The sequence below is a fragment of the Legionella nigrisilvae genome, from assembly GCF_977063395.2.
Genome location: NZ_CDRUGZ020000027.1, coordinates 818328 through 836247, shown reverse-complemented (window position 1 = coordinate 836247; position 17920 = coordinate 818328). Strand labels below are relative to the sequence as shown.

Here is a 17920-nt window from a genome sequence, read left to right as displayed (position 1 = left end):
AGCACAACATGTAAATAAAGTTGACTAATCGATCTGATTGTATTAAAATGTATCCACTTTGTTTAAGAATTGAACATATTTGGAGAATTTATTATGCAAGCTAAGTTAACATCATTTTTTAAAAAGGAAAGTATTCCTAAAACCAGTCAGGAAGCGTTCGACATTTTAAGTTGTTCTACGGATCTTGCAGATATGGAACAAATAGTATTTCATTTCAAGAACTTGGTTGATGTTGAAAAAAGCGTTTTAAAATCTCACGCTCTTCGTGATGGAAGAATAACTAATAATCAAGAATTCATTGCTGACCTAGAAGCGCGTTTGCAAAAATTACAAGACGCTGTAAACGATGAGAAACCTTATAAATCTTTGTTCGGTGATGTTTGTAAAGTAAAAGAATCCCTACAGGTAATACTTGGATATTATCAAGATCAGCAGAAAGCGCGCCAGCGAATCGTATTAAATTATATGGGATCGACTAAACAAAAGAGCAACGACGTTGCGATATTAGCCTCTTCAATTGCAACAAACAACACGACATTACTTGATGAACAAGACTCAAAAGTATTAATTAAGTATTCCATTAATTTTTGTGCTGCGACTATCATGAAGGAAGATATAGAAAAGATTAGTAATATTGCTCAAAAGTCATTTTTGGCTGATCATCATCAAGATCCTCAGTTTTCCTATATTTAAATCTAAAGTTCTAATCTGTTGCGGCTTGTCCGCAACATGATGGAACCTAAAACCTAAAACCTAAAACCTAAAACCTAAAACCTAAAACCTAAAACCTAAAACCTAAAACCTAAAACCTAAAACCAATTCAATCTCTACCTACCGCGTCTTGTGCGTGGTAGGTAGAGATTAAATTTCGTATGAGTCTCTTGAGCTTATCAGGACGTAGTCTTAATAAGGGTTAGATAATTGGCAACCTAGCCCAAAACATCCCATACTGCTCGGAGGAGGATTTTTACACTTTACTGATCCAAATGTGATTGATGCAGGAGAAGCAGTTACTTCGAGAGCTGTGGTCGTACAGGATTGAGTACCGGTTGTCGCAGAAACAGTAATGTGAGCTCCTTTATAAATTAAAAATTGTGGCCATGGGGTCACTGCGCTGATCTCAGGGGATGAACCCGAGTTTGCAGGTATTGTCACGTTTATCATTGGATGTTGTCCGGAAGGATAAGTAATTTGCACTTTAAATGATTTCTGAGTTGGGGGTGTTGTGCCAAAAATAGTCAATAATGTACCACTGGTATACCCTTGACATCCTTTAGCGGATACTAGAGCATTGTTTGGAACAAACCCAGCTCCTTTTTGAACACAATTCGAATTAAAAAGACCGTAGTTTTGTTCTGCAGTAGGACCTCCTTTTGCTGGTTCATCATAGGCTTCGAATGCAAGAACTCCTATGTTATACCCGGAATTTTTTACAAAATTACTCGTATTCAGTTGATAAAGGGTTTTGAAGTATTCAGTTGCATTTGCTATTGAGGGTTCACATGGTCCTGGAGAGTTACATGCGTATCCTGTAGTTGTTCCCGCTGTTGCCCATCCTGTTTCTGCTGTCAATAGGACTCGTCCAGATGTATAAAATGGCTTTGGATTAGCCTTGGGTAAAGCAGGAGGGGTTGTCGAACCTACAACTTGAATGTAATCCCAGGCAAGTGAATTAATATGTTGAACCGTTGAGTTTAATGGAGGCATCCATACTGCTGTAGTTGCTGGTATTACTCCAAATTGAAAAGGATATGGATCATAAGCTAAAGGGGCAGTGGAAGAATAGGAGTCAATTAATGTTTTCATATCTGCAGAAATTGCAGCACTGGGTGTGACAAAATTTCCGCTGACAACCGCTGAACCTACTGGAGTTGTCAAATTATGTGCCGTTAATGTTGCTTTCAAAGCAGAGACTGCACTGGTTAAATAGTTAATATTGGAGGTTCCATTGCACGGAGGAATGGTATCACCTGCACTACAATAATTTTCGTGTCCTGCAAAGACAAGAATGACGGTTTTATTAAACACAGAAGGCGTAACTGCATTAATCACCGAATTTAATGTGTCTTGTGCGCAGGGTATATAATCTTTAGAACCAAATGGACATTTAGGGTAAATAGTGTCCACTGGCAACTGAGGAATATCTGCCTCATAAATAACCTTCATTCCTAAGAGATTGGCTTGTTTGATAATATCAATCCAACTATAAGGTTCAGTTTGATAGGAACGAACCGTTGTAAATCCGGCATTTTGCAATTGTTGGAGTTCTGCATAGACATTCGTAGCTGTTGCGCTATTGGGTGTTCCTGTATAAAAAACATCATGAAAATTGAAGGGATAATTATTCGTATAATGATTAGGATTATAATCAACACCAATAAGCTTATTGAATGAAAAGGATTGTACTGTGGTTGAGGTGCTAAGTTTATTAGAACTTAGGTAACCAATTAATTCAGCTGTCAGAGTGAACGTCCCATTCGTAGGTGAATTGAATGTACCGGTAATACTGCATTGTTCACCGCTTGCTAAGGTTCCTGTTGTTCCTGATGGAACACAGCTGTTGCTGGTGATTAAGAAATTGGGATGAAGCGGATTATTATTTTGAAGTATATTTTGGGTAAAACTGACTGCTGAAGGATCATGGTTTTTGAATGTAAACGTTACCGCATAATTGGAGTTTTTAAATACTTGACTGGGTAAGGGTTGTGCTAAAGGAAAATCGACGGTACCAAGAAGGCCTGCCGGAGCTTGGGTCGCAGTTGTTGTTAAGGCAGGTTGAACATGAACTACATTATTATCATATCCATTGTAAGCAACTAAAATAGTTTTTCGACCTATGCTCTGAGGGGTTAGAGTGATGGTATAGCTACACTTTTCTTTGGGCTGTAGTTTTTTACCACTGCATAAATCTTTATATTTAAATTCTGCTCCTGTAGCAGTACACGCTTGATTAGGAGAAGGGCACAGTATGGGTATGACTCGGAATGGATTTTTAAAAGCAAAGGGAAGATTATTGGTAAAAATATATGTAGAAGTAACACTTCCCCCTAAAGTGGAAATTTTTTTAGGAAATGGTTGATCTAAAGAATGAAGGACAGGATTACTTGCAAAAACCGGACTCACCATCAAAAACAAAGTGGTTGCTAATTGGAATTGATTCATTTTCACTCTAATGTTCCCTTTTTGTAATAATAACTTAACCATAAGAAATGCCACTCTGAAAATTGAATGAGTTATTCAATTGCTAGGACAATTCCGGCACTGCGTCCCTTCTTTTCATAAAATGTAACGTTCCTGACCCATTTTATTTTGAAGCAGGACATCATACTAAATAATGCAATACAAATTTGCTACATCTAATTATTAAATCCTTAATAGAATGAATGAAATTTCACGGGTTCTTAATTGAGTTAAGCCTCATAAAAAACTTAGTGATTTTAAAAAGGACATTATGTAGTATTTGCGATTTTTATTAAGAGGTAATGTATTTATGGGCTCAGAGAAGAAAGAGAAAAAGACACTTTGGGATGCTTATGCTTTTAGTGTGACATACACCGGAATTACAACATTGGTAGGACATCCCGCAGAACGACTTAAGGTTGCCATTCAAACCAATCTTTGGCAAGGTTCATATGCTGTTACTAAACAATTTATAGGCGCTAATTTAAACCATTTTTCGACAGGGTTTTTGTCTTGCATCCTTCGTCAACAAGGAAAAGTGATATACAGACCTTTATTGATTACTCACATGCCAAAAGAAGTTGATAAATTACAATGGCCTCCGATGATTGGGGGACTATTCAAAGCAGCCATTTCCGCTACTTTTGATACTTTAGTGCTCAGTCCTCTTGAGAATATTAAAACCGTACAAATGCGGTCGATAGCAAGCCAGGCTAAGCCAATAAAACCTATTCAGGCTATGCAAACCATCTACCAACAAAAAGGATTGCCTGGTTTCTTTTCAGGTAGTAATGCAACTCTTGCAAAATCATTTCCTAGTTGGCTTTATCTATATACGACGTATCATGCAATTAACACAAAACGGGAAAAGCAAAGTTTCTTATCTACGATTCTATGGGCAACCACAGCCTCAATCCCTATCGCTTTATCGACAACTCCACTTGATGTAATTAAGAGTCAACAACAGGCTCGCTTGGATTCATCCAAGCCAACAATAAAAGACCTTGCAACAGAAATTTATAGAAATCATGGCGTAAGTGCGTTTTTTAAAGGATTTAATTGTCGATTAATGCACAAATCATTGTCTACAGCAGGAGCTTACATGATTTTAGATATCGGCAGTAAAATGTAAGTTCCTATAATTAAGAAATAAAGCTAAGGACAGATTATTCTGTCCTTAGAATGTTTCTTGCACGAAATTTTATTTTCAGACATCATTAAAATTTAGGTAGAAAATATAATAGTTCTGCAACAGAAGTATGTGATCTCTAGATAAGTGCTTTGCCCTATTTAGAGTAGGCCATTAATACACTAAAAGACTAATTTATGAAGAAAATAACACATTGTGAAAAAACTGCGTACCAAGTCGTGGAGCAATTTAACCATTTAAATGCTTCACGAGCACCAATATCTGCTTTTTTACCCATCGTTGATCCAGAACATTTAATTATTACCTTACGTGGTAGCGATATTGTATTTAAGGGAATTGCAGGTTTTGCTGATCATCAAATAGGTAAATTAATATATTTTGATCAAAAATTTGATTGTGAACTTGTTAAAAGTGAAACTCAGGAGGAGCAAATTACGCTTAGTACCAAAGGAGTGTGGTATGCACGAATTTGGCAATCTCCAGCGGCCTACAGTCAACAATTAATTGCCGATTTAAGTCATACGTGGATTTTAAAACAAACCAAACAATCAAATTATATTATTGTTACTCATATTTGCGAACATTTTAAATATAGAGATGGATTTTCCCCTAGTGATATCGTTGAAGACTTTCATCTTACTTTAAAATAAGTTGAGGCGCGCGTATCGAACTCAGAGGCACCTAAAGACTCCATCCAAGATGTGTCATTAAAGTTTTCATCGAAGAACAAAAAATCTCTTTGATGAGTTGGGGGTTTCTATTGATAATTAGCAGCAAATGAGTTTTGGAACGATAAGATTGCTTTATTGATCTTCATAAAATTTTATGTTTAGATGCATTCCAACAATCACTGCAACTCAGGGAAGTCCGAAAACAGATGTTTGTTAGCTGAGCGGTTAAAGAAAAATAACGAATGATAAGATAATATTGAGCCGCTATCCAAGAACTCATCGATTATTCTTAATTTCTACTCCCTAACTTTGATATTTGATAACTTTTTTGCAAGGAGCATTAATTGAAAAGATATTCTCTATTTTTCATTTTATTCTCAACTTTTCTAAACCATAATGTTTTCGCAGAGACTCATGTTTCTACGACTCAAGCTTCTAATCCTTTATGGACATTTGTCCCCAATGCAAAATTTCCTCCCAAGGTAACTGTAAGCCCCACAGGAACGGCTACCATAAAATATACCCTAACCAATCAATCAAAAAAACCAAAGATTTTGATTATGAGTCCTATTAATGGAATTAAACAGGTGACTACAGGGACGGGGAACTGTAGCAATCCTTTTTCATTAGGATCTAAGCAATCCTGTACTCTAACCTTAGAAGTAATTGGTTCTGAATTAGTGGGAAATATCTCAGGTGGTCCTGTGGTTTGCAACCAAGGTAATCGCTTGCAATGCTATCAACCGAGCTCTACGAACAGTTTAAATATTACTCAAGGTAAAGCAACGAGATTCTATGTCAATGGGCATAACTCTACAAACGGTAATGGAAGTAGTTGGGCCAATTCCTTTAATAATTTAGAGTCTGCACTAGAAGCTGCAGATGCTGATCCAGGCTCGGTTGAAATCTGGGTAGCTCAAGGAGTTTATAAACCCACACGCGTCTATGCGCCCCAAGGAGTGGTTGGAGGAGCATATGGAATTAACACTCCGAAACTAAGGACATTTAATCTCCCAAGTAATACAGCAATATACGGAGGATTTTCAGGAAAGGAAACAAGTCGTCGACAAAGAGATGGGCAACGTTTCCCCACCATTTTATGTGGTGACATGACTTCAACTTGTCTAACTCCTTATGTAGTTAAGAGTACCAACGATAGGGTATGGCATGTGCTTATGGCTGGAAGTGATGTTCCTCCGGGAGAAGGGGTTAAAAACGTTACTCTTGATAGTCTCATAGTCAGGGGAGGATATGCAGTTGGTCCCGATAGAGGGGTTTTAGGACCTTTAAATATGCTTGAGAGTCTGGATTATGAACATGCTGCAGGCGGGGGGCTTTTGGCACGATATGGTTCAGTGATTGAACTTAGTAATATGCTTTTTGAGCAAAATATAAGTGATGGTTCTAATGCAACAGTGACTGAAATTCTCGCTGGTGATTTCCTTGCATTAGCGTCCGGGGGAGGGGCAGTTGCAGGAATAGATACCAATACCTCCATTACGATAAAAGAGTCCAAATTTATTAATAATCTAGCCGTATTTCCAGGAGGTAGTGGTGGCGCTTTAGAAAATTTGATTGATGCTGCATATACGGTTACTTCAAGTCAATTTGAACAAAATATTGCTTTTCGTAATGGGGGAGCCATTCGGGGTAAAGATGGTGGTGATATCATCATTGCATCAAGTAATTTCAAGGGCAATGCTTTAAAGGGTCCAGTCCCAGATGCAAGTGGCGGCGCTTTGGGGGTTATTAATACTAATGTATCTATATCCGATTCAACGTTTACACAAAATCAAACCACCAGTACCGGTTTTGGTGGTGGAGCAGTTTTTTTCCACATTCCTTTTAATGATGGCACTCCTTATTTTTTAACTGTTGTAAATTCTAAATTTATAGATAATGCTGCTGCAGCATTTGGAGGGGGTGGTGTTAATGTGTTCGGGATACTTCCCCATCCCAATTCGCGAGCTCAGATCTTAAATTCTGAATTTACTAACAACTTTGGTGGTGTCGGTGGGGCAATTTACATTGACTCGATAGCAACCACCGTAACCCAATCTATTTTCTCGAAGAATAAAGCAGAATTAGAAGGAGGAGGAATTTTCGCCTCTAACTTTGGGAATGCTTTATTTGCCTCTCCTTTAAAACCACTGGCACAAATCTCAAATAATAAATTTGTACTTAATACAATTGAGGGAGTACCTCCTGGTACAATTTCACCATTACTTTTCTTTAATGAGATCGCCAATTTCTTTAGTGGAGGTACTTCTTCAGTAAGTACTATGGCACCAGGAGGAGGCGCAATAGCGGTTGAGTTTTCTGGAAATGCTAAGATTGTTAATAATATTTTTGAAAAAAATACGGCACTGAAGAAATCATTGGGAGAGGATACTAGAGGGGGCGCGATATTAGTAGGCGGCTCAGCAGGAACCCCATTAACTATGAATTTGGCTCATGCCTGTGTCTCTTCAAACACTTTTTTCGGCAACCAAGCGAATATAGGTGATAACATCGCGCTATATAATCCAGGAAACATTCCTGGAGGTGTAACCATTGATGCATGTGTTCTCCCTATAAAAAAATAAAACTTTATAACCCGGATAGGACTTAGATTCTAATCTGGGTTTATGAATTTGATTAATTTAGATCAGATTTACTCACTTTATGGATGGGGTTATGGAAGCTGGCTTAATGTCACTTCACAAAAGATTTTGAGTTCATTTTATGAATAAATTAGGATGGTTTGTTTATTAACTTATCTCATGTAAGGAGTTTTGATGAGGAAAAAGTGCTATTTAGTATTAATGATGAACCTTTTAAGCGCTAGCGTAATGGCTGGTGCCATGGGTGAATCTGTCTCGCCTTGGAATTATGTTGCGGCATTGAGCATTGGTCCTGTATGGGAAAATGAGGGCGCTGCGCAAACCTTTTTTTTGGCTCCTGAAATTGAAAAAACCTATACCGCAGATAAATCGACACACGCACTCGCAGATTTTGAAGTGTTTTTTGGCTTGCAAAAAGCATTAACTGCTACATTCTGGGGGCAGTTAGGAATAGCAGCAGCTGCAACGACTAATGCGAGGCTTTCAGGAGACATTTGGGATGATGCAGATCCTGAGTTTGATAATTTTACCTACAGCTACAAAATGAAACATACTCATGTTGCAGCAAAAGGGAAATTATTGGCTGATATGGGGTTTATAGTGATACCTTGGGTGAGTGGTAGCATTGGTGTAGGCTTTAATGAAGCAAGTTCTTTTATAAATACTCCGAAGATTTTTGAAGCCTTACCTAATCCTAATTTTGCCTCTCATACTCAAACTGCTTTTACTTATACAGTGGGCGGAGGGATACAAAAGGCATTGAGTCAAAATTGGCAAGTTGGGGTTGGTTATGAATTTGCCGATTGGGGTAAAAGTCAACTTGGTCGAGCCTCAGGCCAAACCATAGGTGAGGGTTTGGAATTAAATCATTTCTACACAAATGGGGTTTTATTCAATATTACTTATCTTGCATGATGAGAAGTGGAGGTCGGGGAATAGGATGCTAATCTGCCATAGATTGAAGGTAAGATTCAAAGAATACTAAGTCTTATCAATGCAAGTATTATTGGTTTATGCATCAAGCTCGTCCCGGGTGGGAGGAGCTTGATTTGAAGATTAAGGTTTAAAGGTTCTTTTTGATAAAACATCCAAGCTGTGGAGATCTTTTGTTTTAGTTGCGGCAGCCGCTGCAAAATCAGCACCAATACCAAACTCGACTCGGGATAGGATTTTTTGTTGACTGGTATCAAAAGAAGGTAAGACCCAGAATGGGTCATCAAAAGCCCGAATTTTTACCCCAAGTAGTTTTGCCAATTTTTTACCAAAGGCATTACTGACCACAGCCGAACAAGAATATAACCAAATTTCAGCGTTAGGAGCCCAGGCTTTCTTGAGTTTAGCTTGCAAGGCTTTTGTGGCTGATTTTTTACTAAGGGCGGTTATTAATGCTGAATCCAAGCCTGCCGATTTAATATCATTGCCCAATACGGCATCCCATTTTCCCGTAGTGGTTAAGGTGCCTTTAAATGCTACATCTCCACTTTCTGCATATAAGAACAGATTAAGTCGTACTACTGTGGAAGCATGGGTTGTTCCAAAACCGGGCACTTGGGGTGCAAAGTAGAGCACTGTATTGATTAAATCTTCTACAGAAGTGATCACTTGACCAAAAGGTTTAGTGCCTTGATTGTTGGCGCTTGTTGCAGCAGGACTAATACTGTCAAAATCCTCTTCGGAGGGAAGCCATTTACCATTCGCTAGACCTTGGACTTCGTCTGCTTCAGTAGCCCAGGGTTTGGGAAAACTTGCATAGAAAGCCAGCTCAAATTGAATTACAGAGGGTTTAGTGGTGCCGGCGCCCCCACCGCCACCTTTATCGGAGTAACTGGCGGGGATAATGGAAGCACCTGATTGCCCTAAACTTCCCCAGTTCATTTTGGAAAGTACTTCATCTGCTCGACTAGTACCGCCAAATAGGCTACGAACTTCGTCTGGTACTCCAGGCATGGTGGGTTCACTTGTTCCTCCTGAACTGCCGCCTGAACCTTCGGAAGTTGAGCCGCCACCTTCAGAACCTGTAGAAGAAGGGGCAGTTCTGGGTGAACGTTTATCCATTTCTGTGGCAGTATTCAATAAAGCACCACCCTCAGAAATATTTTTACTGGCGCCTGCATTTGCGGAAGGTAACCCCATTGCAGCCATGGCAAGTTGTGCAGCAATTCTTTTTTCTTCAATGTCTTTTTGGGCGGCGACGGCTAAATTCGCTGCGGCTTGTTTACCCGCTTCAATACCAGCGCTGGTTGAATTACTTCCTAAAGCTTGAGCTAATGCAGCAGTGCTTGCAAGACCTGCCATATCGCGGAACATGCTACCATTTTGCACCGCATTTAATATTGCTCCCACTCCAGTTGGATCAGGAAGTGTTGTAGGATTCATAATATTTAAAACAGGAGCCCCCAATTGTCCCGGGGTAACATCAATTGGCTGAGCTCGAGATTCCATTTGAATTGCAGCAATTTCAGGAGGTTGTAAAGGTATTGGCGAGTCTTGCCAATTCCAAAAGCGTGTTGCATCGAGTCGTTCTGCACAATTGGAGCGACCCAAGACTGCTTCTGCAAAAACTCCTCCAGTTGGAATAGGAATAAGTTGTTCGACCGCTGCATTTGCACCTAATACTAACCCACGATCCTTTAACCAACCCCGCCAGCTTTTATGAGCTTCATCTTCTGTATCTGATTCAGTATCTTCAATGCCTACTGCTTTGATAAAACTTGGCATGCGAAATACTAAATAATTACTTGCAACCATCACTGGATTTGGATCAATTAAATTACCTATAGGTTTATCTTCAAAGGTAAATGCCGATAAGAGCAACGCAATTTGTGACGGATCGAGAGCGCGCCAAACCACTTGACTGTAATACAGTCGGTTTTGTTCAAGGTGCATTTTTAATTCAGCTTCATCGCTTTGGTTCACTGCAAAACGGCAAAGCTGTAATTCAACTGCATTAGGACTCACTTCCACAGGTAAACTAATAGGGAATTTTGCGCTGTTATAACTGAGCTGCAGAGTTAATCTTCCTGTTAAGTAGCTTGTATTCGCTGAGGTAATCCTAATTGCTGCTAACTCTTGAATTGGAATTGGTTCAGTAGTAATCCAGGTAATCGGGCTGATGCTATTCAATTTAATTATAGTACCGGATTGCAGATCTACATTTACTGCAGTGATTGAGAAGGATGAACGATTTTGCGCGGTTAAATCCAGTGAAATTCCGTAAAATTCTGTTTCACCTGGCAAGGAGACATTGGTAGTTCCCGGTTTTGTTATACTCGCTAAAGTGATACGAGATGCTCTGATTAATTCATCATTGAGCCAATATGGTCCGCTTGGAGTTGGAGAGGGTGGGGGATTTGTAGGTTCTGCTGCGGGCGGAGGGGTATTTGCTCCATCTTCGACAGCGTTCGTGATGTTTGTGGATGCTCGCATCGAAACATTGAGGGCTATTCGATCAATTGCCGCAACATGATCAAACACAGAACGTGTAGGCCGAAGTGGTAGGGTAGGTTGAATTATTACCGAACCAAATTCCCTGCTTAACAACTCCTTGGCCCGCTGACTTATCGCTGCGTTGGCGAGTATTCCTTGATAGCGTTTAATCGTTGCATGATCAAATTGAATCAATTTCATCGGCACAAAAAGACAACGCTCCACTTGTTGTAATTGAACATTGACCCTATAAATTTCAATGACTTCATAATATTGGATCGTTAAGGCATGCATATGGTTGTAGTTGGCGATAATCCGTGTAGAGACTGATTGATGCTCTTCCTCAGAAACCTCTTTAACAATAGAGGCTCGACGATTTCGCACTGAAGATGCCGCTTGTTGTGTCGCATCAGAAACTCGTTGATTCATCGTTGCAGAAAGATTGCGAGTTCCAGAAGAAGTTGAAAAACTTTCGGCATTGGAACTTGATGTCGCGGAGGATCCGCTTCCTCCCAATGTTAATGGGCCTAAACTCAATCCTAAACCACCGCCCCCTGCCGAGGTGGTGGAACTGCCACTTGTTTTGGAAAAGCCAGTTTGCACTTCGGAAGCAACCGCATCTTGTACTTCACTTATCGCGCGATTATGAGTGGAGGTATTGGTTAGATTTTCTGATTCAGAAATGGATTCTTGCCCTGATGCTTTGACCTGACGTGACCAGTCCATGACTGCAATACGTGTACTTTCACCGGGTGCAAGGGCGACACTATGGAGTAAATTACCTAAAGTTACGCCTTGAGCAAACCAAGATTGAGCAAAGGTAAGCATTGCCCCGACCGCAGGTTTTTTAAAGCCGAAATCAGATGAAACAGTAGGGGAAATATCAATGGGGCCTGCATTATTTAAATCACTTGTTTCCTGTGGGGATACCTGATCAATCACAATCGAGCGGTAATAATGGCGTTCAGTTGGATACTCACCTAGCTTAGGGACTAATTCACTACCTTTTTCTTCTTCCTCTTGATTCAAATCTGGAATTCCAACATCCAATATAACTTGGGCGGCACAAAATGGAGGCCATCGACCTAAATCACCAATGGTTTCAACTTGCAGATTATTCTTTATCTCGTTAGCAAGAGGAGTGCTAATGTCTCTAAAAGCATCGATTCCCGCTCCAACTAAAGCGTCTGGTGTTTTTGGGGCATCTGAATCAATAAAACTCGAGGAAATCTTTCCGGAGCGTGCAACGATAGAATTTCCTTCTCCATTAGCTGCAGCAGCAATATCCTGAGCAACTTGGAATAAAGCACAGGTTGCTAAATCATATACCGTTTTAATCCCTAGTTTATTTAAGGTTTGTTCGGTTTGATTTGAGATTCCCAACAACGAAGAAACGGGTTGACTCAACGCGTGTAAAGCATCCATTTTAGTAAATTGGAATTTTAATCCGTCGCGGTACCCCATTTTGAACTCCATTTCAAAAATGATGTTCTAAAATTATACACTACGTGCAAAATTATACCAGCTTGGAGAGAGTTAATTTTATGAGGTATGGAGAAAAAACATCCTAAATTATAGGAATGGAATGTAATATAATTCATAGGCATCTGGATTAGACCAGAAATGCAGCCTTTTGATTTTTTATGAATTAAACTCTTTAGATTCTATTAAAAGTTATTCATAAGATGAAGGTTTTTTTCTCAGGACCTTAATCTCACTTTGTCTGGATTTTTCATCTAAAATCTTTTGTTTCGCTCGCCTCGAACGTCTTTTCTTTTGGCGTTTCAATCGTTCAATTTTTTGCTGTTCTTTTGTTTGTTCATCACTGACTATCGAATGTAATTTGTTACAAAGGCGTAGTCTAGCAAAATACCGATTGTCTTCTCGACTTCTTGATTCTTGACATTTTATTTCCAAACCAGAAGGTATATGTTTTAAATAAACCGTAGAGGCTGTTTTATGCAGCTTCTGGCCTCCTTTACCACTGCCTACGATAAATTTTTCGAACAGATCTGCTTCTTGGATATGAAGTTGAACCATTAAATCGTTTAATTTATCCCATTTCTCTCTATTAATCATATTGACTACATATTAATCTTTAAGCATTAGTTAGAGTACATTACTTTAACATGGGTGAAATAGAGTATTCGATATGAAATGAAAAACATTGGATTTAAAAATTAAAATTACTTAATTAAAAAAATTATATATAAGTAATGACACATTTCGAATATCTCGGTCTAACCTGAACCTGAAATATAAATATAAATTTTTAAAGGGATGGAGGTATATCTAACTTAGTACTCTGCTTTTCCGATGGTTCTTTCTTGGTTGCCTCTTTGATAGATTCTAATTCCAGTTTTAAATTGGTTTGATTTTCAAAACGTTTCTTTTCTTCTTTTTCTGCTTGGGTATCCCAAAGAGGAGCGAAACTGAAACTTTTGATTGCCTCTTTTATTTTATCCCAAAGATCTCGTACATTTGGAGATTCTACTTTTAAAGTATCATCATCTACGCTCTTTAGAAATATATTAATTGCATCTTGATATTTATTAAGTACGTAATCTCTTTTTGTATTGTCTGAGGCTGATTCCATTACTACATTGACTGATCTTGCTGTTTCTAACCTATCTTTTAAGAGTCTTAATGCCTCCAAAGGCTCAGAGGTTTTAAAATAATCATCAGGAATTGCGCCCTGATGATTAGGATTTTTGGCGCTAAAATCGTCGGAGAGTTTTTTCCTTAGCTTTTTAAAAGAGTCATCAACTAAAGTAAAAAAAATATCCGCTTTTGCTTCAATGACATCGAGGGGTATATTTTCTTTCGGTTCATCTAACATGATTAAGCTAAAATTTGTAGCCATAACTTGTATTGGAATGACTACTGAATTTGTGAATTTATTCAGAGTGTCACTTATCTTTGAATCTATTGCTTGACGCAAAGGCTCTGCTTCACTAAGTATCTCAAGCATGTCACTTACGTCAGATTCGCTTATTTTCTCCTTAGGAGAGTCTAGGAATTTTTGAATTTTATCACTTAGATCTATGATTCGTCGATTGGCATCATCTATCTCTATATCTTCTACTTTAACCTTTTGTTTTTCATAACTAGGAAGTTCGCCACGGAGGTCTTTTATCTTATTTTTTAGGGCTTCGATCTGGTCAAAGAGAAGTTGATTATTTTGACGACAATCCTTTTCTTTGGGAGTTAAGCTATACTCTTGAAGATTCAACGCATAGACTGTCATGATAGCTGCTAGCATATGTTTGGCAACCTCTTCTTCTACTAAAGCTCGATTATTACCAATTTGTTCTGACTCCATAATTGCAGTAATCATCTGCTTATATCGTTCTTCGCCAATAGCTTCGATTACTTCATCACTTAAGCGGGTTCTTTCTTTGTTGAGCAATTTTTCTGCAACTTCATTTAATATAGGACGCATGTAAGCCAGAGCACTGCCTACTTTTTCGAGTTTCTGCTCCAAAACAGTTCTATCTACTACGGGTAAGTCTAAGTTATCAAAAATTCTTGATAACTGTCCTATATTAAATTCAGCCTGTTCAAGCTTTTCTCGTACATATACGTGCTGCTTTAAATAGTCTAAGAATCCGGATTTAAAAGCATTTAAAAAGACTCTATCAGGTGTTATTTTTCCCGATTTCTCAGCTTTCAAGTCTCGGGCTAGGTCAATGATGCTAGTGCGTAGTTCGTTTATACCCGTACCCTGTTTGGCGCTTGTTTCAATGGTTTTGGAGGTAATATTTTGCTTTTCCTTAAAATCCTCAATTGCTTCAGCCGAAATTTTGGGTGGTAGGTCTGTTTTAGTAATAGCAATAATAATTTGAGCATTTTTATCGAGCTCCTTAATCTTTTTTGCATGATAACCAGCTATTTTTAAAGAGTCAGGATCGTTTTGATTAATACAAATGACATTTACTTCTTCCTTGAACATATTATAAGGCGGATCGGGCAGTTTCTTCGCCCCTGAATTATCAGCAAGAAATATTTCAAGATTTTCTATTGGTGTTATTTTCTTAAAAGCTGTACCGTCTGTTGGTACATAGCCTTCGTCTGAACTAAAACGGTTTTCTTTCGATGATAGTGCATCAATAAGTTTTGTCTTTCCTGCCTCTGTGCTACCAAAAAATCCTACCATTATTTTAGTTTTTTCTTTTGAAACTTTTTCCGTACTCATGATGATATCTCGTAATTTAGCACTTTAATAGTTATTATAGGTGCTTTATTGTTTATTGGGTACAAATCAGCACTTCCTTGATAAAAAATTGACATCAAGTTAAAAAGCATTTGAGTGTAACTTAGGCTGGCTGGGGAACATTGGTTATTCTAATCAAACCAATTATTTGGATAAAGCTTTAGCTGTAAAAGGTTGGGTCATTACCCAACCTTTGCATAGATTAAGGAGTAGGTTGATTTGCGATGAAATCATCATCGCTGTCATCTGAATCATCAGGACCTGCTAAAAACTTATCTTCATAATCAATCACAAAACCGGCAAAAATACGAATGATGCGATCATCAATTTTTTCAGGATAGTGTACAGAGACTTCCCAGGTTTTGTCCCCAAAGTTGCGATTTAATTCAGCGATAGGGTGGGGATTGTTGGTTGATGATAAAATAACAAATCGGTCAAAGCTTGGATTCGCATAAGCAAAGCCAATTTCAGTGGATTTTCCTGACTCATCATAGTCATAAATAGTGAATTTTGCTGATTCGAGTGTTGCTAAATTTCCATCAATAAAGCCAATTTGTACTCCACGGGTATCATAAATATCAATTTCCTTCGCCCATGCATAAAGAGAACCTAAAGAAATGATTCGTGTAATTCCCGTTGCTTGCCATCCATCTTTATTGGATAAATCATAGTTGGTACGGATACGAAATGCACTTTTTTTTACTGAGCCAGGATATGTCTCTTTTTGAGGTGATTTAATTTGATAAATTTCTGAAAACTTATAAACATCTTTTGTAACTACAAAATCATAAGGGTGGTCTTCATGAACACCATAACTATTAGCAAGAGTTGCATAGGATATTGTAATCAGGAAAAACAAATACGACACCAATGATTTACGCATATATGGACCCCTTTGATTAAATAATTTTGAAAATACCAATGTGAAACAAAGAAAAACATAAATATTTCAATGTATTCTTACCTCGCGAAAGGTTGGGGTATAGTAAATCAAATTGATCACGGAATAAATTATTTCTCGTAGTTCGATGCTTTTTTAATATAACTTGAGTAAATAAATTTCGGTATGGTTAAAAAATATCTACCCCTTCAGTGTTTAAACTATAATTAACACGAATATCATCTTTAAAAAAAGGAATTTTACCCTGAACTTACTTCTATTTATTGTCTTAATTGTTATTTTATTAGCCGTACTTCCGACATGGCCTTATAGTAGCGGTTGGGGTTATTATCCTAGTGGTGGAGTAGGTTTAATTCTCCTTATTCTAATTCTGGTATTATTGTTCCGGGGTTGACTTAACCGAAAGGAACCCACAGCCTGCAGTGGATCCCGTGATTAAAACTCGGGTTCCACTGCGATGAATGCACTCAGTTATTTTTATTAAAACTTCTGCAATACCTAAGGGTTACTTCGGACCATCAAGAGAGGTGGATTGCAAGGTGTCATTATCCACTATCTCCTGTTTTTCTGAATTTGGGAATAAAAAAGTAGGAGCGGCAATCTTGTCATTATCACCCTCAAAAATACTAAACTGAGTAAGATTCGCACTGCTAAATTTAGTTCCAGAAGTATTTTTTGCAAATGTTAATCCTTTTTCCGAAAGAGAGATCAGATTGATTTCTTCCTGTATTTTTTTATGTCCAAGATTCACAAGAGATATTTGAGAGTTTAATTCAGCAATTTTGGGCTCAAGCGCATTTAGCTCATCTTTTAATTGCTTCTGCTGCTTACTTAATTCTTTCTTCATTTTTCGTTTCATTGAAGAATCCTGCTTCTGCTGTTCTATAATTTCTATCTGGTGTTTCAGCATCGATGCTTGCAACATCAAACTACCCATTGGAATGGTTACTGATTTTTTGGAGGCTACTTTCATATGTTCCAGTTGGTCTCGTATTAAATGTCTGGTGTTTGCTAAATGTTCCAATTTATCTGCGTGACGTTCTTTGAACTCCTCATCCCATTTTTTGTCGGTTATATAATTTTCTAATACAGGTGTTAACTGACTCATAAATCCACTTAAACCCAAAAAGTCCGTCACCGGGAATAGATCTAAATCCTGAGTCAAACGCGGGGCCATAATAATCGCAAGATTGGCATATGTCATTCGGTTAATTTCTTGAAATCTGCCCACTTGGTGCATTAAGTAACAGTAATGATCAAGAATCTCTCCTGCGCGTTGATGATCTATTCTCTTTGAAAGGAGGAGATCATCAATAAAATCATCGAATAATTGAGTTGCCGCACTAAGGTTTTTCTCATCGGGTAAGTCCAACAGCGATTTTAATTTTTTAGCGAAGGTTCCAAGTAATTTGTCTCCTGAATCTAATAATTGGGTGTTTTTAAAAAGTGTGGGTATCATTCCTAAAATGTTGTGGAGATGCTCACTATGTACTTTATTTTTTTCCATTACATAGTGACTTAGAATATCTACGTCAAATTGTTCATGGATAAGTTGATCCAGTAATTTCTCCGTTTCCTCTTTAGAACCAGCAACTCGAAAAGCTCCAGAGATTTTTAATAATTCGGGATTTTGAGATACTAATTGAACAATGCTTCGAAATACATTCACTATGACATGGGTGTTGTAAGGGCCAGGCATAAATTCTCCAGATGAATAAAATGAACGATAATGTTTCGGTTTATAATGTTCAAAAACAGTTATATAACTTAAATGTT

Annotated in this window: 12 protein-coding genes; 6 read left to right on the top strand and 6 right to left on the bottom strand. The window is 38.1% G+C overall.

From position 1 onward, the window contains the following. The first annotated feature begins 93 nt into the window (after window positions 1–93). A complete protein-coding gene (locus tag ACWTE2_RS20975; RefSeq protein WP_454784200.1) occupies window positions 94–693 on the top strand; it encodes a hypothetical protein in 600 nt (199 codons plus the stop codon). 210 nt (window positions 694–903) lie between these two features. On the opposite strand, the gene ACWTE2_RS20970 is transcribed toward ACWTE2_RS20975, so the two are convergent. Next, a complete protein-coding gene (locus tag ACWTE2_RS20970; RefSeq protein ID WP_454784199.1) occupies window positions 904–3204 on the bottom strand; it encodes a hypothetical protein in 2301 nt (766 codons plus the stop codon). Between the two features lie 286 nt (window positions 3205–3490). Here ACWTE2_RS20970 and ACWTE2_RS20965 point away from each other — a divergent pair, with 286 nt between their 5' ends. From ACWTE2_RS20965 to ACWTE2_RS20950, 4 genes are all read left to right on the top strand, one after another. Beyond that, window positions 3491–4312 carry an MC/SLC25 family protein gene (locus ACWTE2_RS20965; RefSeq protein WP_454784198.1) on the top strand — a complete coding sequence of 274 codons (822 nt, stop codon included), beginning with the start codon at window positions 3491–3493 and terminating at the stop codon, window positions 4310–4312. Window positions 4313–4506: 194 nt separating this feature from the next. Beyond that, the gene (locus ACWTE2_RS20960) at window positions 4507–4980 is read left to right on the top strand and encodes a hypothetical protein (RefSeq protein WP_454784197.1); all 474 of its coding nucleotides are present in this window, start codon (window positions 4507–4509) and stop codon (window positions 4978–4980) included. Window positions 4981–5345: 365 nt separating this feature from the next. Continuing rightward, window positions 5346–7586, top strand: coding sequence for a hypothetical protein (locus tag ACWTE2_RS20955; RefSeq protein ID WP_454784196.1), 2241 nt, complete (start codon window positions 5346–5348; stop codon window positions 7584–7586). Window positions 7587–7778: 192 nt separating this feature from the next. After that, complete coding sequence (locus tag ACWTE2_RS20950) at window positions 7779–8519, top strand: outer membrane protein (RefSeq protein ID WP_454784195.1); 741 nt, start codon at window positions 7779–7781, stop codon at window positions 8517–8519. A 141-nt stretch (window positions 8520–8660) separates the two neighbouring features. Here ACWTE2_RS20950 and ACWTE2_RS20945 read toward each other — a convergent pair whose 3' ends face one another. The 4 genes from ACWTE2_RS20945 to ACWTE2_RS20930 all read right to left on the bottom strand — a co-directional run bounded on the left by ACWTE2_RS20945 (window position 8661) and on the right by ACWTE2_RS20930 (window position 16126). Then, a complete protein-coding gene (locus ACWTE2_RS20945; RefSeq protein ID WP_454784194.1) occupies window positions 8661–12494 on the bottom strand; it encodes a hypothetical protein in 3834 nt (1277 codons plus the stop codon). Window positions 12495–12704: 210 nt separating this feature from the next. Further along, entirely contained in the window at window positions 12705–13109 is a 405-nt protein-coding gene (locus ACWTE2_RS20940) for a peptide chain release factor family protein (RefSeq protein WP_454784193.1), read from the bottom strand. Window positions 13110–13302: 193 nt separating this feature from the next. Next, window positions 13303–15225, bottom strand: a complete 1923-nt coding sequence (locus ACWTE2_RS20935; RefSeq protein WP_454784192.1) for a GTPase domain-containing protein — start codon at window positions 15223–15225, stop codon at window positions 13303–13305. Between the two features lie 220 nt (window positions 15226–15445). Further along, entirely contained in the window at window positions 15446–16126 is a 681-nt protein-coding gene (locus ACWTE2_RS20930; protein WP_454784191.1) for a hypothetical protein, read from the bottom strand. A gap of 220 nt (window positions 16127–16346) precedes the next feature. Here ACWTE2_RS20930 and ACWTE2_RS20925 point away from each other — a divergent pair, with 220 nt between their 5' ends. Further along, window positions 16347–16538, top strand: a complete 192-nt coding sequence (locus ACWTE2_RS20925; protein WP_454784440.1) for a DUF3309 family protein — start codon at window positions 16347–16349, stop codon at window positions 16536–16538. 111 nt (window positions 16539–16649) lie between these two features. On the opposite strand, the gene ACWTE2_RS20920 is transcribed toward ACWTE2_RS20925, so the two are convergent. Further along, window positions 16650–17843 carry a RhoGAP domain-containing protein gene (locus ACWTE2_RS20920; RefSeq protein ID WP_454784190.1) on the bottom strand — a complete coding sequence of 398 codons (1194 nt, stop codon included), beginning with the start codon at window positions 17841–17843 and terminating at the stop codon, window positions 16650–16652. Between the last annotated feature and the right edge of the window lie 77 nt (window positions 17844–17920).